19 protein-coding genes are annotated in these 19,942 nt (G+C 59.9%); 11 read left to right on the forward strand and 8 right to left on the reverse strand.

The genetic code is table 11. From position 1 onward, the window contains the following. Positions 1-4: 4 nt before the first annotated feature. A complete protein-coding gene (locus GPL81_RS10755) occupies positions 5-316 on the forward strand; it encodes a YqfO family protein (protein ID WP_096513289.1) in 312 nt (103 codons plus the stop codon). 319 nt (positions 317-635) lie between these two features. Here the strand turns inward: GPL81_RS10755 and GPL81_RS10760 are convergent, their stop codons facing one another. Next, entirely contained in the window at positions 636-1,139 is a 504-nt protein-coding gene (locus GPL81_RS10760) for a L,D-transpeptidase family protein (protein WP_096513288.1), read from the reverse strand. Positions 1,140-1,188: 49 nt separating this feature from the next. Further along, entirely contained in the window at positions 1,189-1,737 is a 549-nt protein-coding gene (locus GPL81_RS10765) for an NUDIX hydrolase (RefSeq protein WP_096513287.1), read from the reverse strand. Between the two features lie 148 nt (positions 1,738-1,885). Between GPL81_RS10765 and GPL81_RS10770 the strand changes: the two genes are divergently transcribed. The 8 genes from GPL81_RS10770 to guaA all read left to right on the forward strand — a co-directional run bounded on the left by GPL81_RS10770 (position 1,886) and on the right by guaA (position 9,235). Then, positions 1,886-2,485, forward strand: a complete 600-nt coding sequence (locus GPL81_RS10770; RefSeq protein WP_096513286.1) for a CoA pyrophosphatase — start codon at positions 1,886-1,888, stop codon at positions 2,483-2,485. A gap of 48 nt (positions 2,486-2,533) precedes the next feature. Continuing rightward, entirely contained in the window at positions 2,534-3,058 is a 525-nt protein-coding gene (locus GPL81_RS10775) for a gamma carbonic anhydrase family protein (RefSeq protein ID WP_160106705.1), read from the forward strand. Continuing rightward, positions 3,055-3,270: a DUF1289 domain-containing protein gene (locus tag GPL81_RS10780; protein ID WP_160106706.1), complete on the forward strand. Its 216-nt coding sequence runs from the start codon at positions 3,055-3,057 to the stop codon at positions 3,268-3,270. Before GPL81_RS10775 ends, GPL81_RS10780 begins: the two co-directional genes overlap by 4 nt. Before the next feature lie 162 nt (positions 3,271-3,432). Beyond that, positions 3,433-3,900 (forward strand): VUT family protein, encoded by a 468-nt coding sequence (locus GPL81_RS10785; protein ID WP_160106707.1) that lies wholly within the window; start codon positions 3,433-3,435, stop codon positions 3,898-3,900. A 99-nt stretch (positions 3,901-3,999) separates the two neighbouring features. Next, complete coding sequence (purT, locus tag GPL81_RS10790) at positions 4,000-5,181, forward strand: formate-dependent phosphoribosylglycinamide formyltransferase (protein WP_096513283.1); 1,182 nt, start codon at positions 4,000-4,002, stop codon at positions 5,179-5,181. Between the two features lie 185 nt (positions 5,182-5,366). Next, complete coding sequence (locus GPL81_RS10795) at positions 5,367-5,915, forward strand: sugar ABC transporter ATPase (RefSeq protein ID WP_160106708.1); 549 nt, start codon at positions 5,367-5,369, stop codon at positions 5,913-5,915. A gap of 173 nt (positions 5,916-6,088) precedes the next feature. Further along, positions 6,089-7,558: an IMP dehydrogenase gene (gene guaB, locus GPL81_RS10800; RefSeq protein ID WP_077047833.1), complete on the forward strand. Its 1,470-nt coding sequence runs from the start codon at positions 6,089-6,091 to the stop codon at positions 7,556-7,558. A 99-nt stretch (positions 7,559-7,657) separates the two neighbouring features. After that, positions 7,658-9,235, forward strand: a complete 1,578-nt coding sequence (gene guaA / locus GPL81_RS10805; RefSeq protein WP_160106709.1) for a glutamine-hydrolyzing GMP synthase — start codon at positions 7,658-7,660, stop codon at positions 9,233-9,235. Between the two features lie 212 nt (positions 9,236-9,447). On the opposite strand, the gene GPL81_RS10810 is transcribed toward guaA, so the two are convergent. Next, a complete protein-coding gene (locus tag GPL81_RS10810) occupies positions 9,448-11,148 on the reverse strand; it encodes an acid phosphatase (protein ID WP_160106710.1) in 1,701 nt (566 codons plus the stop codon). 448 nt (positions 11,149-11,596) lie between these two features. After that, the gene (locus tag GPL81_RS10815) at positions 11,597-14,710 is read right to left on the reverse strand and encodes a membrane-targeted effector domain-containing toxin (RefSeq protein ID WP_160106711.1); all 3,114 of its coding nucleotides are present in this window, start codon (positions 14,708-14,710) and stop codon (positions 11,597-11,599) included. 223 nt (positions 14,711-14,933) lie between these two features. Here GPL81_RS10815 and GPL81_RS10820 point away from each other — a divergent pair, with 223 nt between their 5' ends. Both GPL81_RS10820 and tadA read left to right on the forward strand, forming a co-directional pair. Then, entirely contained in the window at positions 14,934-16,310 is a 1,377-nt protein-coding gene (locus tag GPL81_RS10820; protein WP_160106712.1) for a multicopper oxidase family protein, read from the forward strand. Beyond that, entirely contained in the window at positions 16,310-16,807 is a 498-nt protein-coding gene (gene tadA / locus GPL81_RS10825; protein WP_160106892.1) for a tRNA adenosine(34) deaminase TadA, read from the forward strand. Before GPL81_RS10820 ends, tadA begins: the two co-directional genes overlap by 1 nt. A 135-nt stretch (positions 16,808-16,942) precedes the next feature. On the opposite strand, the gene cmoB is transcribed toward tadA, so the two are convergent. The 4 genes from cmoB to GPL81_RS10845 all read right to left on the reverse strand — a co-directional run bounded on the left by cmoB (position 16,943) and on the right by GPL81_RS10845 (position 19,859). Continuing rightward, positions 16,943-17,899, reverse strand: coding sequence for a tRNA 5-methoxyuridine(34)/uridine 5-oxyacetic acid(34) synthase CmoB (cmoB, locus tag GPL81_RS10830; protein ID WP_160106713.1), 957 nt, complete (start codon positions 17,897-17,899; stop codon positions 16,943-16,945). Beyond that, positions 17,896-18,675: a carboxy-S-adenosyl-L-methionine synthase CmoA gene (gene cmoA, locus GPL81_RS10835; protein ID WP_178122583.1), complete on the reverse strand. Its 780-nt coding sequence runs from the start codon at positions 18,673-18,675 to the stop codon at positions 17,896-17,898. The genes cmoB and cmoA overlap by 4 nt, the downstream gene beginning before the upstream one ends. Positions 18,676-18,828: 153 nt before the next feature. After that, positions 18,829-19,464, reverse strand: a complete 636-nt coding sequence (locus tag GPL81_RS10840) for a lysoplasmalogenase (protein ID WP_160106715.1) — start codon at positions 19,462-19,464, stop codon at positions 18,829-18,831. Between the two features lie 2 nt (positions 19,465-19,466). Then, positions 19,467-19,859, reverse strand: coding sequence for a protease inhibitor I42 family protein (locus GPL81_RS10845; protein ID WP_160106716.1), 393 nt, complete (start codon positions 19,857-19,859; stop codon positions 19,467-19,469). Positions 19,860-19,942 lie beyond the last annotated feature (83 nt).

Raw genomic sequence — 19,942 nt, forward strand, 5'->3', positions numbered from 1 at the left:
AGCCGTGTACAAGCTCAGTTTTTTCGTTCCCGACAGTCATGTCGAGCTGGTCAAAAGTGCCGTATTCGCCGCTGGTGGCGGACGGATCGGTGCTTACGACCACTGTGCATGGCAAGTGCTGGGGCTTGGTCAGTTTCGACCATTGGACGGCAGTCAGCCGTTCATTGGCGAGGCGGGGCAGGTCGAGCAGGTCGAGGAATGGAAGGTTGAGCTGGTGGTGGCCGATGAGTTGATTCGCTCGGTAGTGGCGGCTCTGAAACAGAGCCATCCCTACGAGACGCCGGCTTATGAGGTGTGGCGGTTGGAGGATTTCTGATCTTCCTGGCCGCTGAAATGAAAAACCGCTGAAAGTGATTTCAGCGGTTTTTTTATGCGCTGGGTGTTGTGCTGATAATCAGGGCCTCATCGCTGGCAAGCCAGCTCCCACAGTGTTTTATGTTGTACACAAATGCTGTGTACATCCGAGAAACCTGTGGGAGCTGGCTTGCCAGCGAAGGCGGTGTGTCAGGGTTTTTAAAGCAAAGATCGCAGCCTTCGGCGGCTCCTGCAGGTGGGAATGGTATCTACCCCGTAGGAGCTGCCGAAGGCTGCGATCTTTTGATTTTGTTTTTTTCGAGGGCGACGAAAGGTCGTCGTTATGGGCGGATTTCGATCATCGTGCCGTCCGGCACCAGGTTCCAGAGTTCGCGCATGTCCATGTTGCGCATGGCGACGCAACCGTCGGTCCAGTCCAGGGTGTGGAACAGATCCTCAGGATTGTCTTCGGTGTCTGGCGTGCCATGGATCATGATCATGCCGCCAGGGTCGACACCTTCGCGACGGGCGCGGGCGGAGTCGCTGATGTTCGGGTAGGAGATGTGCATCGCCAGGTTGAAGCGGTCACTGGTCTTGCGCCAATCGATCCAATAGAAACCTTCCGGCGTGCGTTTATCGCCCTCCATCAGTTTCGGCCCTTTGGGGCGTTTGCCCAGGGAAATGCGATAGGTCTTGAGCGGCTTGCCGTCATTGATCAATTGCAATTGGTGGGCAGACTTGAGAACCAGGATTTTCTCGATGACCTTGCCGTCCAGTGGCTCCACGGCAGAAGCCTGGGACACAGCGACGAACGACAGGCAAAACAGGGCAAGCAACCAGCGCATTGAAACGATTCCCCAGGAGGTGTCGCGACTATTTATTTATAGATGTTTTTTAGTTGGCAGGCTGAGCAAGCGGCGGGATCGATTCGGACCTTACGGGGTAGACCTCGGCCCGCCGGTCAGCGAAGAAACATTCTAAGGTACGGCCCACTGTGCGGAAAGCCAGCTCGTCCCAAGGGATGTCCGCTTCGTCGAATAATTGCACTTCGAGGCTCTCGGGACCGGCAGCAAAGTCCAGATCCGCCAGCTCGGCGCGGAAAAACACATGCACCTGGCTGATATGCGGCACATCGATCAGCGTATAGATGCTCAGGTTGCGCACCCGGGCGCAGGCTTCCTCGGCGGTTTCGCGAATGGCTGCCTGTTCGATGGTCTCGCCGTTTTCCATGAAGCCGGCCGGCAGGGTCCAGTAACCCCGGCGCGGCTCGATGGCGCGCCGGCACAACAAGACCCTGGTGCCCCAGGTGGCTACGCAACCGGCGACAATATTGGGGTTCTGGTAATGGATGGCGTGACAACTGTCGCAGACAAAACGCAGGCGCGAATCGCCTTCGGGAATGCGCTGGGTCACCGGGTTGCCGCACTGGCTGCAAAATTTCATGCTTGGGTTCCTGAATGCTGCGCCTATCTTGGCGTGCGACGGTGTCTGTCGGCAAGTTGTCGTTTAGCGACACGCCGCTGTCCGGGGGGGTTGGGCGACCGAAGCGATTGGTGCATGATGCGGGGTAAGGCACAGATCGAGAACACTCATGCTGGACGAGCTACTGCATCGGGTAAGCAACCATACACCGCGAACGCTGGAGACTGACCGACGTTTCCCCGAGGCCGCCGTACTGGTGCCCATTACCCGCAGTGACGAGCCGGAGCTGGTACTGACATTGCGTGCCAGCGGGCTCTCGACCCATGGTGGCGAAGTCGCCTTCCCCGGTGGCCGGCGTGACCCCGAAGACCCTGACCTGATTTTCACCGCCCTGCGCGAAGCCGAGGAAGAGATCGGCCTGCCGCCGGGACTGGTCGAAGTGATCGGCCCGCTGAGCCCGCTGATCTCCCTGCACGGTATCAAGGTCACACCCTATGTCGGGGTGATCCCGGATTTCGTCGAATACCAGGCCAATGATGCTGAAATCGCCGCGGTGTTCAGCGTCCCTCTGGAGTTCTTCCGCAAAGACCCGCGCGAACACACCCATCGCATCGATTACCAGGGCCGCAGTTGGTACGTGCCGAGTTATCGTTATGGCGAGTACAAGATCTGGGGCCTGACGGCGATCATGGTCGTCGAGTTGATCAACTTGCTTTATGACGCCAACATCAGCCTGCACCAACCGCCTAAAAGTTTTATCAATACCTGAAGCCATCACCTGAATGGCCTGAACACGCGATGCCTTGAGGACAACACCATGAAATACCGCTTGGGCGACGCCCGTGTCAAGACCCACCCACAGAGCTGGGTCGCACCCAATGCCGTGCTGGTGGGCAAGGTCAAGCTGGAAGAGGGCGCCAACGTCTGGTTCAACGCCGTGCTACGCGGCGACAACGAGTTGATCCTGATCGGCAAGAACAGCAACGTCCAGGACGGCACCGTGATGCACACCGACATGGGCTACCCGCTGACCATTGGCACCGGTGTGACCATTGGCCACAACGCCATGCTCCACGGCTGCACTGTGGGTGACTACAGCCTGATCGGTATCAACGCGGTGATTCTCAATGGCGCGAAAATCGGCAAGAACTGCATCATCGGCGCCAATTCGCTGATCGGCGAAGGCAAGGAAATCCCCGACGGTTCGCTGGTGATGGGCTCACCGGGCAAAGTGGTGCGCGAACTGACCGAATCGCAAAAGAAGATGCTGGAAGCCAGTGCCGCCCACTATGTGCACAACTCGCAGCGTTACGCCCGCGATCTGGTCGAGCAGGAAGAATGAGCACGCCAGAACGCCCCGTGTTATCGCCCTGCGTGAACATCTGTGCACTGGATGACGATGATATTTGCACAGGTTGCCAGCGCACGGTGGAAGAAATCACCCGCTGGAGCCGGATGGACAACACAGAGCGCCGCAAGGTGCTGGAGTTGTGTCATGAACGGGCCAAGTCCAGTGGGTTGGTGTGGATGATCGGGGCAAAACCGGGAAATTGAGGTGTGGCCATCGCGAGCAAGCTTTGCTCCCACGGATTTGTATCGATCAAATTATTGCGCGACGCTCCAATCTGTGGGAGCAAAGCTTGCTCGCGATGGCGTCAGCGCTGACACCACAGCCCCCTCTGAAGTACCCTGTGCGCCAATTTGACAGGTACTTCCATGCTCTTCCTCATCGCCTACATCAGCAGCGTCGTACTGATCAACTACGCCTTTTCCACCGCCCCGCACCTGGACATCATCTGGTCGGCCTGGGGCGGACTGGTGTTCGTATTGCGCGACATGGTGCAAACCCGCTTTGGCCACGGTGCGATGGCGGCGATGCTGGCGGCGCTGGTGCTGTCCTACGTCACCTCCGATCCGTCCATCGCCCTGGCCAGCGCCACGGCGTTCGCGGTGTCCGAGTGCATCGACTGGCTGGTGTTCAGCCTCACCAAACGTCCATTGCATGATCGCCTGTGGATAAGTTCGGCCCTGAGCATTCCCCTCGATACCTTTATCTTCTTCGGCATGATCGATGCGCTGACCCCCGGCGTGATTCTCACCGCCCTGGGCTCGAAGTTCGCCGGTGTCACCGCCGTGTGGCTGATCATGGCCTGGCGCCTGCGCAAACAGGCTGTCGTCAGCTGAAGCCAAACCCCGCGGTTCATGTAAAATGCCGCGCTTTCTCCCCATGGATCGCGCCTATTGCGCCGTATCCTCGATGATCCGCTGCTTGAGGACCTTCAGATGACCCGTATCGGAACTCCATTGTCGCCCACCGCGACCCGCGTATTGATGTGTGGCTGTGGCGAGTTGGGCAAGGAAGTGGTGATCGAGCTGCAGCGCCTGGGCGTTGAAGTGATTGCCGTGGATCGCTACGCCAATGCGCCGGCGATGCAGGTTGCCCACCGCAGCCACGTGATCAACATGCTCGATGGCGCGGCCCTGCGTGCGGTGATCGAAGCCGAGAAGCCGCACTTCATCGTGCCGGAAATCGAAGCCATCGCCACGGCGACCCTGGTAGAGCTGGAGTCCGAAGGTTTCACCGTGATCCCGACTGCCCGCGCCGCGCAGTTGACCATGAACCGCGAAGGTATCCGTCGCCTGGCCGCCGAAGAGCTGGACCTGCCAACCTCGCCGTACCATTTCGCCGACACCTTCGAGGATTACAGCAAGGCTGTCGAAGACCTCGGGTTCCCGTGCGTGGTCAAGCCGGTCATGAGCTCCTCGGGCAAAGGCCAGAGCCTGCTGCGCAGCGTCGATGACGTACAGAAGGCCTGGGACTACGCGCAGGAAGGCGGCCGTGCCGGCAAAGGTCGGGTGATCATCGAAGGCTTCATCGATTTCGACTACGAAATCACCCTGCTGACCGTGCGTCACGTCGGCGGCACTACGTTCCTGGCGCCGGTTGGCCACCGTCAGGAGAAGGGCGACTACCAGGAATCCTGGCAGCCACAAGCCATGAGCCCGATTGCCCTGGCGGAATCCGAGCGTGTGGCCAAAGCCGTTACCGAAGCCTTGGGCGGTCGTGGCCTGTTTGGCGTCGAACTGTTCATCAAAGGCGATCAGGTGTGGTTCAGCGAGGTCTCGCCGCGGCCGCACGACACTGGCATGGTCACGATGATTTCCCAGGACCTGTCGCAGTTTGCCCTGCATGCACGGGCGATCCTCGGCCTGCCGATCCCGGTGGTGCGCCAGTTCGGGCCTTCGGCTTCGGCGGTGATCCTGGTGGAAGGGCAGTCTACCCAGACGGCTTTCGCCAATCTCGGCGCTGCATTGAGCGAGCCGGATACCGCGTTGCGTCTGTTCGGCAAGCCTGAAGTCAACGGCCAGCGCCGCATGGGTGTGGCGCTGGCGCGCGACGAGTCGATCGAAGCCGCCCGGGCCAAAGCGACCCGTGCCTCTCAGGCTGTTGTCGTCGAGCTGTAAAAACTGCTCTGGCGGGCCTATACCTTCTATGGGCATCGCGCCATTGCCTTACCTGTAGGAGCGAGCCTGCTCGCGATGGACTCAAGAGCAGCGCGGGGAACCAGACTCCCCGCGTTATCGTTAACGACCATCGCGAGCAGGCTCGCTCCTACAGGTCATCTATTAATGCTCCAGGCCTGTACCTCATGAATTCGCAAAGCATCATCGTCCCGAAAATCTCCACACTGCCGGTGCACGAGCCCCGGGCCCGGGCGATCGTGCGTTGGCTGGTGCGCAAAAACATCATCAAGGAAGAACTCACCACGTGCGGCCGCACGGGCAACCGCATGGCCCACGCCATCGGCGAAGGCGCGCGGGACGTGGTCCTGTACCCGGATGCCCTGCCGTTCGGCGAGCCGATCAATGGCCTGGAGATCATCACCAAGCGCTGCATTTATACGCCGGCCAAGGGGTTTCTGGGCGAGGCGGGTTGCGCCGAGTGCCGCAAGGAAATCGGTGAGGCCCTGTTTGAAAGCCTGGAAGACTGGATGCCGGCGCGCACCGACAACTTCACCTGCCCCGAGTGCGGGCATGAAGATGACATCAACGGCTTTCTGTTCCTGCAGGAGTGCGGTTTCTCCAACCTGGGATTCATTTTCAACAATTGGGCGGAGGCCGGGTTCAAGCAGGCATTTCTCGATGAGTTTGCCGATTGGCTGGACCAGCCGGTGAGCTGGGTAAAAGTGGAACTGTAGGAGCAAGGCTTGCCCGCGATGGCGATCTCCAGGACGCCATCGCGGGCAAGCCTTGCTCCCACCAAAACCTCCGTCGATCACTGCGTCGCTAATAGACAGAGTTTTACATTGAACCCGAAGGGGTGTCTGACTATAATGGCGCGCTTCCATTTTCCCGCTCGGGAGCCCCCGCGATGCTGCGTATCAGCCAAGAAGCTCTGACATTCGACGACATTCTCCTAGTGCCCGGTTATTCCGAGGTGCTTCCTAACGAAGTCAGTCTCAAAACCCGCCTTACCCGTGGCATCGAGCTGAACATTCCTCTGGTTTCTGCCGCCATGGACACCGTCACTGAAGCCCGTCTGGCAATCGCCATGGCTCAGGAAGGTGGCATCGGCATCATCCACAAGAACATGACCATCGAGCAGCAAGCTGCCGAAGTCCGCAAGGTCAAGAAGTTCGAAGCCGGTGTCGTAAAAGACCCGATCACCATCGAGGCTGATGCCACGGTCCGTGACCTGTTCGAACTGACCCGCCTGCACAACATTTCCGGCGTTCCGGTGCTGCACGATGGCGACCTGGTCGGCATCGTCACTTCCCGTGACGTGCGTTTCGAAAACCGTCTGGACGCCAGCGTCCGTGAAGTGATGACGCCTAAAGAGCGTCTGGTCACGGTCAAGGAAGGCGCCGACAAGAACGACGTTCGCGAGCTGCTGCACAAGCACCGTATCGAACGCGTGCTGATCGTCGACGACAAGTTCGCCCTCAAAGGCATGATGACCGTCAACGACATCGAAAAAGCCAAGGCTTACCCCCTGGCCAGTAAGGACGATCAAGGTCGCCTGCGTGTCGGCGCTGCCGTCGGTACCGGTAAAGACACCGGTGACCGTGTTGCAGCCCTGGTCAATGCCGGTGTTGACGTGGTGGTGGTCGACACCGCTCACGGCCACTCCAAAGGCGTGATCGACCGCGTTCGCTGGGTCAAGCAGAACTTCCCTGAAGTGCAGGTCATCGGCGGCAACATCGCCACCGGCGCTGCCGCCAAGGCCCTGGCCGAAGCTGGCGCTGACGCCGTCAAGGTCGGTATCGGTCCTGGCTCGATCTGCACCACCCGTATCGTCGCCGGTGTTGGCGTCCCGCAAATCAGTGCCATCGCCAACGTCGCCGCTGCCCTTGAAGGCACGGGCGTTCCGTTGATCGCCGACGGCGGCATCCGTTTCTCCGGTGACCTGTCCAAGGCCATCGTTGCTGGTGCCTCCTGCGTGATGATGGGCTCGATGTTCGCTGGTACCGAAGAAGCACCGGGCGAGATCGAACTGTTCCAGGGCCGTTCGTACAAGGCTTATCGCGGCATGGGTTCGCTGGGCGCCATGTCCCAGGCTCAAGGTTCCTCCGACCGCTACTTCCAGGACTCTTCGGCAGGCGCCGAGAAGCTGGTTCCGGAAGGCATCGAAGGGCGTGTTCCGTACAAGGGCACCCTGAGCGCCATCATCCATCAACTGATGGGCGGCCTGCGTTCTTCCATGGGCTACACCGGTAGCGCCAACATCGAAGAGATGCGCACCAAGCCTGAGTTCGTGCGGATCACCGGCGCCGGCATGGCCGAATCCCACGTCCACGACGTGCAGATCACCAAAGAAGCGCCGAACTACCGCGTAGGTTGAGCCTTCAAGCAAATCGTTAAGCAACCGGGGCTGTTTTATTCAGCCCCGAGTTGTTTCTGAATCACGACTGTTACTGAATGACTTAGACGAGACTGAATCATGGCCCTCGATATTCACGCTCACCGCATCCTGATCCTCGACTTCGGTTCCCAGTACACCCAACTGATTGCCCGCCGCGTGCGTGAGATCGGTGTGTACTGCGAACTGCACCCGTTCGACATGGATGACGAAGCGATTCGCGAATTCGCACCGAAGGGGATCATCCTCGCCGGCGGCCCCGAGTCCGTGCACGTGGCTGACAGCCCGCGCGCGCCGCAAGCCGTCTGGGACCTGGGCGTACCGGTCTTCGGTATCTGCTACGGCATGCAGACCATGGCCGAGCAACTGGGCGGCAAGGTTGAAGGCTCCGAGCTGCGTGAGTTCGGTTACGCCCGTGTCGACGTGGTCGGCAAGAGCCGCCTGCTGGACGGCATCGAAGACCACATCGACGCCGACGGCCTGTTCGGCCTCGACGTGTGGATGAGCCACGGTGACAAGGTCACCAAAATGCCGTCTGACTTCCACATCCTGGCCAGCACCCCGAGCTGCCCGATCGCCGGCATGTTCAGCGACGAGCGTGCCTACTACGGCGTGCAGTTCCACCCGGAAGTGACCCACACCAAGCAGGGCGGCCGCATCCTGTCGCGCTTCATCCTCGACATCTGCGGCTGCGAAGCGCTGTGGACCCCGTCGAAGATTGCCGAAGACGCCATCGCTCAGGTGCGTGCCCAGGTCGGCACCGACAACGTGCTGCTTGGCCTATCCGGCGGTGTTGACTCTTCCGTGGTTGCCGCGCTGCTGCACAAGGCCATCGGCGACCAGCTGACCTGCGTCTTCGTCGACAACGGCCTGCTGCGCCTGCACGAAGGCGAGCAAGTGATGGCCATGTTCGCGGAGAACATGGGCGTCAAGGTCATCCGCGCCAACGCCGAGGACCAGTTCCTGAACAACCTGGCCGGCGAAGCTGACCCTGAGAAGAAGCGCAAGATCATCGGCCGTACCTTCATCGACGTGTTCGATGCCGAATCCTGCAAGCTGGACAACATCAAGTACCTGGCCCAGGGCACCATCTACCCGGACGTGATCGAGTCGGCTGGCGCGAAAAGCGGCAAGGCCCACGTGATCAAGTCGCACCACAACGTGGGCGGCCTGCCGGAAGAAATGAACCTCAAGCTGGTTGAACCCCTGCGCGAGCTGTTCAAGGACGAAGTCCGTCGTCTGGGCCTGGAACTGGGCCTGCCGTACGACATGGTCTACCGTCACCCGTTCCCGGGTCCGGGCCTGGGCGTGCGGATCCTCGGTGAAGTGAAGAAGGAATACGCCGACCTGCTGCGTCGCGCCGACCACATCTTCATCGAAGAACTGCGCAAGGCCGACTGGTACCACAAGGTCAGCCAGGCGTTCGTGGTGTTCCAGCCAGTGAAATCGGTGGGCGTGGTCGGTGATGGCCGTCGCTACGCCTGGGTCGTGGCCCTGCGTGCCGTGGAAACCATCGACTTCATGACCGCGCGTTGGGCACACCTGCCTTACGAACTGCTGGAAACCGTTTCCGGCCGCATCATCAATGAAATCGAAGGCATCTCCCGCGTCACTTACGACGTGTCGAGCAAGCCGCCGGCGACCATTGAGTGGGAGTGACCCCTCTTCGCTATACACAAAAGCCCGCGTGAAAGCGGGCTTTTGTTTTTGTCGCGGTACAGGAACTGAATTTTAAGGTTCGGGCTTTGGGTAACCGTCCGGGCAACCGCCGCGCCAATCGTATGAAAGTGTTGGTGCATGAGTCCATCGCCAGCAAGCTGGGTCCTACAGTTTTCCCCGGAATTGCGTGAAGAACCTTTTTTAAGGTTTATTCAGACCGGAAACTGCAAGGCGTTGGTCAGGTCGCCCATCGGCGCCTGGCCTCGGGTGATCATCGCGTCATCGCGCTGCTTCAGACCCTCGAGTTTTTCCAATTGGAACACCCGGGTAATCAGCCGCAGGATCGACGCGGTGTCATACACCGTGTGATCGACCGCGCCTTTGCGTGAAAACGGCGACACCACCAGCGCCGGCACCCGCGAGCCCGGGCCCCAGCGATCTCCCTTGGGTGGGGCGACGTGGTCCCACCAGCCACCGTTCTCGTCGACGGTCACCACCACCACCATGTTTTTCCACTGTGGACTTTGTTGCAGCACTTTAAGCGCGCGAACGATATGTCGGTCACCCGACGCCACGTCGGCATAACCGGCGTGCATGTTCAGGTTGCCCTGGGGTTTGTAGAAACTCACCGCCGGCAGCTTGCCCGCCTCGGCGTCGGCAAAGAACTTGTTCGTGCTGGATTCGTCCCCCAGGCCGCCATCGCGTAGGCGCTTGTTACGTTCCTCCGGGTTTTCCGGGCCTTGGCGTTTGAAATAGTTGAACGGCTGGTGGTGGTACTGAAAGTTCGGGATTTTCGGAATGCCTCCCGAATCCTTGTACTGCTCCAGCGTCGCCTGCCAGGCCCCCGCGTACCAGGCCCAATCGATGTTCTTCTTCGACAGCTTGTCGCCGATGTGCTCGTGGGTCTGCGGAACCAGGACGTTCGGCAGATCGGGTTTGGAGTAGTCCGGATGGTCCGGGTCGCGTATCCACGTCGGCCAGTAGGGCGGGGCGAGGGTGTTGACCCCGTAGCCATCGGGCGTCAGCGCGCTGGGGCCGAACTGCGGCGGACCGGTCATGGCGCTGGCCGGCGAGGACTCCAGCGGTTTGAGGCGTGGGTCAGCCGGGTCGTTGCTTTGCAGCGCGGCAATTTGTGATTTTGCAACCGAATTGGCCGCGTCCGGATAAAACGGTGCGGTGGCGCTGATTAGGTATTGGTGGTTAAGAAATGAACCACCGAAAGCGCCCTGGAAGAAGTTGTCGCACAGCACGAAATCCCGGGCAATGTCCCACAGGCGCAGGGAATATCGGCTCTGGGCATAGTGGCCCATGGTCAAGCCTCCGGAATCGGCCCAGGCGACAAAGCCGTCGTTCTTGCCGCCGTTGATCTGCATCTGGTTTTGGTAGAACACGTGCCACAGATCGCGGGTCACCAGACCGAACGGCAAATCTTCCGCGTTCGGGCCTTTGAGGGCGAAGGGCGCGTTGGGCAGGTTTTCCTGAAACTGGATGGCGTTGGGATAAGTCACGCCATCGAGGGTTTGCGGACCGATCTGCAAGACACCGCCCCACACCGGCGGCAAGGTTTGCAACAGGCTGCCATCGCGGTCGCGCTGCTGATAATCGGCAGGCTGGAGCGCTGATAGCGGTTTCTCGACCCCGGGAAAATCGCCAAAGAGGTTATTGAAGCTGCGGTTTTCGGCGTAGATCACCACCACGGTTTTCACCTGGTCGTGCAGGGCTTTGTCGAGTTCTGCGGCCGATAGCGGACGATCAGGCGTGTCGCCTGGCGCATTGTCCTGATTGCCGTAGGCAGTGAGGGCTGCGCCGGCGCCGAGTACCGCGACGCCACCGAGAAAACGGCGGCGACTGGTGTCGGTGGGGTGGTCGGATTCGGCTGAGGATGGGTCTATAACGTCTGTTTCGTCGCTCATGTCGAATCCCCTGGCTAGGTAGAGTTGTTTCTACATGTTTCGGCCGGACGCTAGCAAGGGATTGTGACAGAGGGGTGACAGCTCGCCTTTCAAGTGTAGGAGCGAGCCTGCTCGCGAAAGCGGTATGTCAGTCACATTCATTGCGGATGTGCTGCCGTCTTCGCGGGCAAGCCCGCTCCCACAGGTTTGGCGTGGTCTCTGTAGGCGCTGGCTTGCCAGCGAAAGCGACGGGTCAGACACATCCATGGCGGCTATCAGCCCAGTTCGGATATGGGTAGGCTCGGGTTATCGGCCATTCTTGATTGGGACGTTTACTTGCTCGTTGGTAATAGAGTGGGAATGATCCCGCACAAGCCTTGATGGCTTGAGCGCTGGCAGTACAAAAGGCCGTGTGAAACGCTGTTTCACACGGCCTTTGTGTTTTTGGATAAAAAGTATGGGGGGCGTACTAGGTTGGGATGCGGCTCTGCAAGCGCATGCCCAGATCATTATTCAGAGCCCGCGATAACGCTTTCACGCTGGCGTAGGGAACTCCGCTGATCGTAGTCCAGGAAGGACGGACAATGCGGTAGCTGCCATCCGCCAGTTGCTCGACGACGGTTCGTACAAGTACTCCACCCTGGTTTCGGTGAACCAGGGTGTAGGCACCCTCCGACTTTTCGAACAAGTACATTCCCTGTCGAAAAAGCAGATTGCCTGTTTGCAATGGCGTCCGGTTGACCAGCGGCGCTTCCACTTGCAGGCGCAGGTCAGCGTGAAGGGTGTCGTATGCCCCTCGATAGGGATGTGCCTGTGGCGCTAAAGCATTTTGAATAAAGGGGCCGCGATCTATTTCGATACCCGGGTCAACCGCAATACCCTGTCCTTCTCCGGGATCGACCTCTTCGATGCGCAAGCCAATACCGCCTTCCAGTTCACTGAGACCTGCAAGCCCTCTGAACGTGTTGGTATTCTCGACCCCGGTCAACAATACCCATTTACCGTGGGGGTTCAGCGTTTTGTCCGAGAACAGGATGTCGCTAGTCAAACTGTTGGCCATCATCTGCTCTTCCACTGGTGTACTGGCGACCGGTTTTCTATAGCTGGCTGCGCAATCGGTCGCCTGAATACGAATGCCGTTTTGTCTGGCAGCCTTTACCAGTTCCAGTTCATTGAATCGTTCGGCGGGGTCAGTGCCGAGTTGGCTTAGGTACTCCTGCAGATCCTCGGACATGACGCCCGTCTGGAAGTAGTCATTCAGATCCGCTTGGGCAAAATCGATGAGCAGGCGACGCATGTAGAGGGTCTTGACACCTTGTTCGGCAAAGGCCGGCATGTTCTCGATCATCAAGCGCATGCTGGAGATGCGGTCCAGTGTTTCACCGATGACAAGTCCGGGGGCCGCCTTGAAAGTCCGCTCGATCAGTGCCCCGAACGTGGTGGAGGTGTCCACGGCCGGAATGCTCGGACGAGGTGGCAGATCGGCCCACGAGAGGTCTTGATAAAAGCGTCTGGCGGACGTCAGGAGCATCCGGGCTTTCTCGGTAAAGTGCAGTGCGTATCGGTCCGGGGCAATCAATGCTCCGCCGGGACCGATATGAAACTGGACGTGTGTTTCGCGAAGTTCCATTGCCCATCGTCTAAGCCCCGCCCTGGCGTGCGGCTCAACATCATAGGGCGATGTGACCAGTCGCGGAGCTGTTGATGTCGAGGGTAGCGGCTCGGGCACTTCAATTTCCGCCTCTGGTTGGCCGGTGCCGTCGGGTGCCGGTTCCTGCTCCGCCATTTCCAGTTCAACCGTGCACTCTTTGCCCATGCATTGCCCACCCGCCTTCAAACCGAGCTTCGGCATGCGCACCCACTGGCCTTCGGAGTTCAAGCGTATGGGCAAGGAATGGATGAACTGATTCGGTCTGGCCGGATCGACAATCGCCCAATAGCCACCACCCTGTGAGTCGGGGAAGTAGCGCACATAGTAGGGGATGTCGTTCATTAAAACGGCATAGGGTGGATCGGAGTCGAGCCGGTAAATGCCCTGGAATTTTCCAGGTTCGGTGATCAGCGCTCCGTCGTCGACTATTTCATTGCATTGATATTCCTGCGGTATTCCCCACGGCTGACCCGCTTCAAACGGCGTGGGGCGCAACTCTCCAACAGGCGGCAATGCTTCCTCTGGTTCATCGGGGATGGGGGCCGGTTCCTCCTCTGGGTCTATAACGTGCGATAGCTCATCCATTTCAGCGGCTTCGGCGGCGTCCACCTCTGCACCCACTTGCGCCATCGACCCGACGCCTTTCAAGAAGGGAAGATTAAACAGTGTGTCGATAGCGCTGAAGATCGCACCGATAACGCCTTGCTTGCGTTCGGCCGCGGTCTTGGCATTAACGGCCTGATCGATGTTGAGCCCCATGTTGGCCAAGCTGGCACCGATCACCGGCAACGCCACCGGCCAGCCAACGGCTGCCATCGGGCCGAACACTTTCAGGCCCGCACTCAAATAACCGATCCATAATTTCTTGCGCAGGTCGCCATTGGAGGTCAGCGACAGGTCCGCTTCGGCGAACATCGCTGATCGGGTCGAATCGCGCAACCAGCTGAAGGCATCGCCCGTCACGCTCTGGTTTTTCTGGTTGATCAGGTGATGGTCGGCACGACCCCAGGTGGCGACCAGCCGGTTCATCAGGTCGGTGATGTTTTCGGTGATGGTTTGACGGTCGGCCAGTGTGAAATGGTTCATGAATGCCCCGTGAGGTGCTTCATGGTTCATCCTGATCAACGCCCACCAATGCATCTCCAGGGGCGTTTCGCAGACGTGAAAGGCCTCGGACTCGCCCGGTACATAAAGGATCTGCCGGCTCTTGGAGTCGATGATGCGCAGGATGTCGGTGGTCACGTGCCCGTCAATGTCCAGAGCGCAAACCCGCAGTCCAGGCGTTGCAGAGGTTTCGCGTTGCAGCATTTTCAGGCTGACCGGCCACGTTAGTGGGCCGATGACGGCGTTAGCCGTCGTTTGAAAATCTTCATCAGTCAGTTTCCCGCTATCCCGTGCTTCGACAGCCTTGCTCAGAAAGTTGCACTTGGCCAGGGTACGGAACTCACTGGAATAGTCGTCCCAGAACCTTTGCAGTTTTTTGCGATAGAGGTCACTGAAGTCGATGCTCCAGAAGTCTTTCAATACTTCATTGCCATGCAAGCGCACTTCGTTGCTTGCATCGAAATTTTTTTCATTCGGCCCTGCGAAGTAGAAACCACCGTAAAGGTCCAGCAGGTCGGCATTGTCCTGATCGGTGGCGCGGAATCGGTGAATGACCAATTGGGTCAGGGTCAGGGACTCATAGGGCTTCTCGTCGTAATGTTGCCAACCGGTGAACGACGACCCCAGGCTTTGGGCGGTCTTGAACCGGTGGAACCAGACCTTGTCAGGGTCGAGTTCGAAGATGCCGTGTTGGACCAGCAGATTCGCGGCAACCTCATGGGCCGTGTCTTGCAAACTGGGGCAGGCCTCGACCACATGGGCGGCGATGACCTTGAGGGCAGCTTTGTCCGCCGCGTTGGCCAGTGGGCGGGTTTCAATCGGGTTCATGGGCTCTCTTTCCTTGAGAAATGGGGTGGGAGGCGAGGATGCCCCGTTCGCTCAAGGAAGGTGCACTGCATAGGTAGCGCCCGATTCGATTCGATGTCGTGTAGCGACCCACCTGAGTGTGACCATCCGCCGCGCTGCCCTTACTGTTTCTCAACCGCAGGTGTATCGTATTCGCCTTTTGCAGGCCCGGTGCCTGTTGCTGATTCGTGAGGTAGTTGAGTTCATGTCCTTTACCCGTCGCCAAATTCTCGGTGGCCTGGCCGGTCTTGTTGTCGTTGGTGTCGGAGCGGGGGGCGCGTCGCGTTACTGGCTGGGCAAGAGGGCTGATGCCGATGCGGGGCACGACTATGAACTGATTGCCGCACCGCTGGACGTCGAGTTGGTGGCCGGGCACAAAACTGAAGCCTGGGCGTTCGGCCCGTCGGCGCCGGGGACCGAGTTGCGGGTGCGCCAGGGCGAGTGGCTGCGGGTACGGTTCATCAACCACCTGCCGGTGGCGACCACCATCCACTGGCACGGCATTCGCCTGCCGCTGGAAATGGATGGCGTGCCTTACGTCTCGCAATTGCCGGTGCTGCCGGGTGAGTACTTCGACTATAAATTCCGCGTGCCGGATGCCGGCAGCTTTTGGTATCACCCCCACGTGAACAGCAGCGAAGAGCTTGGTCGTGGTCTGGTGGGGCCGCTGATTGTCGAAGAGCGCGAACCGACCGGTTTCAAGTACGAAAAGACCTTGAGCCTCAAGAGCTGGCATGTCGACGACGTGGGCAACTTCGTCGAATTCAGTATTCCCCGGGAAGCGGCCCGTGGTGGTACGGCGGGGCGTCTGGCGACGATCAACGGCGTGGCGCAAGCGGTCATCGAATTGCCAGCCGGGCAGATTACCCGCGTGCGCCTGCTCAATCTCGACAGCACGCTGACCTACCGTCTCAACATTCCCGGCGTTGAAGCGCAGATCTATGCCATTGACGGCAACCCCATCGAGCCACGGCCTTTGGGCAAGGAATACTGGCTAGGACCCGGCATGCGTATTTGCCTGGCGATCAAGGCCCCGCCGGCGGGCGAAGAGTTGTCCCTGCGCAACGGTCCGGTACGCCTGGGCACGTTGCGTTCGGTGGCCAACAGTGACGTGCCGAGCGAGTGGCCACCCGCACTGCCCGCCAACCCGGTGGCCGAACCGGACCTGGCCAATGCCGAGAAACTCAACTTCAATTTCGAATGGGTGGGCTCGGTGTCGGTCAACGTCGACAACGGCAAGCCGCCGAGCCTGTGGCAGATCAACGGCAAGGCCTGGGACATCACCGACAAAACCTGCGCCGACCGCCCGATTGCCAAGCTCGAGAAGGGCAAGAGCTACATTTTCGAATTGAAGAACATGACTCAGTACCAGCACCCGGTTCACCTGCACGGCATGAGCTTCAAGGTCATCGCCTCGAACCGGCACAAGATCATTCCCTATTTCACCGACACTTACCTGCTGGGCAAGAACGAGCGTGCGCAAGTGGCGCTGGTGGCGGATAACCCGGGTGTGTGGATGTTCCACTGCCACGTGATCGACCACATGGAAACCGGCCTGATGGCCGCCATCGAGGTGGCATGATGCGTCAGATTCGACCCGCCGCGATCATCGACCGCAGCCGTGACCGCGACTTCATGCGCGAAGCCCTGGCCCTGGCCGCCCAAGGTGCCGCGCTCGGTGAAGTGCCGGTGGGCGCGGTGCTGGTGCAGGACGGGGAAATCATCGGCCGCGGCTTCAATTGCCCGATCAGCAGCAACGACCCCAGCGCCCACGCCGAAATGGTCGCGATCCGCGCAGCCGCCCAGGCCGTGAGCAATTATCGTCTGCCGGGCAGCACGCTGTACGTGACGCTGGAGCCGTGCAGCATGTGCGCCGGGTTGATCGTGCATTCGCGGATTGCGCGGGTCGTTTATGGCGCGCTGGAGCCCAAGGCCGGGATCGTGCAGAGCCAGGGACAGTTTTTCACCCAGGGATTTTTGAATCACCGGGTGTTGTATGAGGGTGGGGTGCTGGCAGAGGAGTGTGGGGCGGTACTCAGCGAGTTCTTCAAGGCCCGCCGCGCGAAACCAACCATCTAAGAAAACAACACCAACCCCTGTGGGAGCTGGCTTGCCAGCGATGGCGTCGGCCCACACATCATAGATGTTGGCTGGCCCACCGCTATCGCTGGCAAGCCAGCTCCCACAGGGTTATTCGGTGTTAGGGGGGTTGGGTTACTTCTTGGCGACAATCACCGCCCGCATCGGCGCCGGCAGGCCTTCAATGGTCTTGCTGTGATCTTCCGGATCGAGGAAGTCACTCAGCGACTGATACTTCATCCACTCCGTCCCGCGCTGTTCCTCGACCGTAGTCACGCTCACGTCCACGCACTTCACATCAGTGAAGCCTGCCCGACGCAACCACAGTTCAAGCGCAGGCACCGATGGCAGGAACCATACGTTGCGCATCTGTGCATAACGGTCCTCCGGCACCAACACCTGATGTTTGTCGCCTTCGACCACCAGGGTTTCGAGCACCAGCTCACCGCCCTTGACCAGGCAATCCTTCAGCGCCAGCAAATGCTCGATCGGCGAGCGCCGGTGGTAGAACACGCCCATGGAAAACACCGTATCGAAGCCTTCCAGATTCGGCGGCAGGTCTTCGAAGGGGAAGGGCAAGTGCCAGGCATTCGGTTCTGACAGATAGCGCTGAACGGCCTGGAACTGGCAGAAGAACAACCAGTTCGGATCGACACCGATCACGCTGTCCGCACCTGCGCCGAGCATGCGCCACATGTAGTAGCCGTTGCCGCAACCAACATCGAGTATGCGTTTGCCCTTCAGATCCAGATGCGGCGCGACTCGCGACCATTTCCAGTCCGAGCGCCATTCCGTGTCAACGTGCACGCCGAACAGGTCGAACGGCCCCTTGCGCCACGGCGACAGGCCCATCAACGCCGTGCGCATTTGCGCGCGGGTTTCATCGTCGCAATCGGTGTCCAGCTTCAAGCCGTTGAGCAGATCAACTTCACTCGGCTGGATCTTCGGCAAGGCATCCAGCGCGCTTTGCCAGCGCTCCAGGTCGCCGTGACCCTTTTCCATTTTCTTGTCGAGCTGCGCTTGCAGGGTGTTGGCCCAATCGGCCAAAGGTGTGCCGGCCAGACGGCGGGCGAGGGGGGACAGATCAATCATGGCAAGGCAATCAACGAGGCAAAGTTAAGACACTGGAACCACGGCACGACTTTCGAGAATCCGGCGGCCAGCAGGCGCTCGCGGTGTTCTTCGAGGCTGTCGGGCTTCATGACGTTTTCGATGGCGCTGCGCTTCTGGGCGATTTCCAGTTCGCTGTAGCCGTTGGCGCGTTTGAAGGCGATGTGCAGGTCGGTGAGTAGTGCGTGTTCTTCAGGGTCATTGAAGCGCAGTTTCTCCGACAGAATCAGGGCACCACCGGGCAACAGCGATTGGCGGATGCGGCTCAACAACGCTGTACGCTGGTCAGGGGCGATAAATTGCAGAGTAAAGTTCAGCGCTACTACCGAGGCAGGCTGGAAGTCGAGGGCAAGGATGTCACCCTCGATCACTTCCACCGGCAGCAATTCCTGGAACATCGAATCCTGACCATTGAGGTATTCGCGGCAGCGTTCGACCATGGCCGCTGAGTTATCCACAGCGATGACGCGGCAACCGTCAGTGCGCACGTGTCGGCGAAGGGCCTGGGTCACGGCACCGAGTGACGAACCAAGGTCATAGAGCACACTGTTGGGCTGGGCGAACTGCGCGGCGAGCACGCCGAGGTTTTCCACGATGGTCGGATAACCCGGTACCGAGCGCTTGATCATGTCCGGGAACACTCGCACCACATCCTCGTTGAAGGCGAAGTCAGGCACCTGGGTCAGGGGCTGGGCGAAAAGGCGATCGGATTCTTTGCTCACGGCGGTTCCGGCGGTATCGGGGGAAAAGGCCGGCATTTTAGCCAAGTTGGGGCGGGGATGCGCGGATTGTCTGATAAAGCGGTGGGCAGGCCCCGGATTTTTCGTCGCCTGTGATATTGCTTTCGCGAGCAGGCTCGCTCCCACAGGTACAGTGCAATCCCTGTGGGAGCGAGCCTGCTCGCGAAGAATTCAGCGCGGTTTTGTGCCGAACGCCGAAGCGGTGATACCCCATTGCCCCAGCCAGTAGCTGAGAATGATCACGTATGGCGCGGCATCGAACGGCACCACAAAACGGCTGATGCCGATGACGCTGTCCGAAAACACGAATGCCACCGCGCCCGCCGCAGCGAGCAGTGCGGATCGCCGGGGCACGTCGGTGCCGAGGCGGGCCAGTGCGCGCCAGAGCATGGCGCTGATGGTCAGACCGTAGACGATGACCGGGAACAGCAACGGCCCCAATCCGTGAGTGATCAAAATCCCCAACAGAACGGCGCCCACACCTAGAGCGATGATCAGCGGCAACAGCGCCAACCGCCCGCAGTCACTCAAGTAAGCTTTCAGATAGGCCAGGTGCGCGATCAGAAACGCCCCCAGGCCAAACACGAACAAATCTTCCGGCCACGCCAGCAATACATCGCCGAGCAGGGAGAAGATCAAACCGAGGCTGATCCAGCGCCGATAGTCGCTGGGTGGAGCGTCGTGCAGCCAGCCGAGCAAGGCCAGTACCGGCAACGGTTTCACCAACAGGCAAAGCAGTGCGGCATGCACACTCAGGCCGTAGAGAAAGGTCACCGCGCCCATCAGCGCCAGAATCAGCCAGCCCACGGTCAGTTAACCGAGATCGCGCAGTCGAAGGACTCCACCGGCAGCACTTCCGGTGCCCAAGGCTGTTGCGAGGTCAGGCGCAAACGCCCCGTACCGGGAGCGAACGCCTGGAAACGCCAGGTCGAGATCCCGGCGGCACCCACCACGCCGGCATCTTCCGGGTTGCTGTAGACCTCGGGGCTCAGAGCCCGCAACACGCCACCAGCCGAATCCTGAATGGCCCAACGGTAGCCCGTGGTCGGGTTGCTTGGTAGGGTCAGGATCAGGTTTTGCCCGCTGGTGAGCTTCACCGGGCATTCGCTTTGTTTTTCCACGGTCACGTTCTGTTTCGGTTGCGTGGCGCAAGCGGCCAGCAGCGCGAGGGCGAGGGGGACAAACAGGCGGGTAGGGGACATGAGGTCAGTGGCTCCGGCGTTCACGACGAACGGCGAGCATAACCGAGATGAGACAAAATATGACAGCAGCCGGAAGTGGGTGT

The sequence above is a fragment of the Pseudomonas izuensis genome (assembly GCF_009861505.1).
Lineage (GTDB): Bacteria > Pseudomonadota > Gammaproteobacteria > Pseudomonadales > Pseudomonadaceae > Aquipseudomonas > Aquipseudomonas izuensis.

Coding starts and splice junctions, on each gene's coding strand:
- GPL81_RS10760 (WP_096513288.1), bottom strand. CDS start 1,139: ATGCGCTGGTTGCTTGCCCTGTTTTGCCTGTCGTTCGTCGCTGTGTCC.
- GPL81_RS10765 (WP_096513287.1), bottom strand. CDS start 1,737: ATGAAATTTTGCAGCCAGTGCGGCAACCCGGTGACCCAGCGCATTCCC.
- GPL81_RS10770 (WP_096513286.1), top strand. CDS start 1,886: ATGCTGGACGAGCTACTGCATCGGGTAAGCAACCATACACCGCGAACG.
- GPL81_RS10775 (WP_160106705.1), top strand. CDS start 2,534: ATGAAATACCGCTTGGGCGACGCCCGTGTCAAGACCCACCCACAGAGC.
- GPL81_RS10780 (WP_160106706.1), top strand. CDS start 3,055: ATGAGCACGCCAGAACGCCCCGTGTTATCGCCCTGCGTGAACATCTGT.
- GPL81_RS10785 (WP_160106707.1), top strand. CDS start 3,433: ATGCTCTTCCTCATCGCCTACATCAGCAGCGTCGTACTGATCAACTAC.
- purT (WP_096513283.1), top strand. CDS start 4,000: ATGACCCGTATCGGAACTCCATTGTCGCCCACCGCGACCCGCGTATTG.
- GPL81_RS10795 (WP_160106708.1), top strand. CDS start 5,367: ATGAATTCGCAAAGCATCATCGTCCCGAAAATCTCCACACTGCCGGTG.
- guaB (WP_077047833.1), top strand. CDS start 6,089: ATGCTGCGTATCAGCCAAGAAGCTCTGACATTCGACGACATTCTCCTA.
- guaA (WP_160106709.1), top strand. CDS start 7,658: ATGGCCCTCGATATTCACGCTCACCGCATCCTGATCCTCGACTTCGGT.
- GPL81_RS10810 (WP_160106710.1), bottom strand. CDS start 11,148: ATGAGCGACGAAACAGACGTTATAGACCCATCCTCAGCCGAATCCGAC.
- GPL81_RS10815 (WP_160106711.1), bottom strand. CDS start 14,710: ATGAACCCGATTGAAACCCGCCCACTGGCCAACGCGGCGGACAAAGCT.
- GPL81_RS10820 (WP_160106712.1), top strand. CDS start 14,934: ATGTCCTTTACCCGTCGCCAAATTCTCGGTGGCCTGGCCGGTCTTGTT.
- tadA (WP_160106892.1), top strand. CDS start 16,310: ATGCGTCAGATTCGACCCGCCGCGATCATCGACCGCAGCCGTGACCGC.
- cmoB (WP_160106713.1), bottom strand. CDS start 17,899: ATGATTGATCTGTCCCCCCTCGCCCGCCGTCTGGCCGGCACACCTTTG.
- cmoA (WP_178122583.1), bottom strand. CDS start 18,675: ATGCCGGCCTTTTCCCCCGATACCGCCGGAACCGCCGTGAGCAAAGAA.
- GPL81_RS10845 (WP_160106716.1), bottom strand. CDS start 19,859: ATGTCCCCTACCCGCCTGTTTGTCCCCCTCGCCCTCGCGCTGCTGGCC.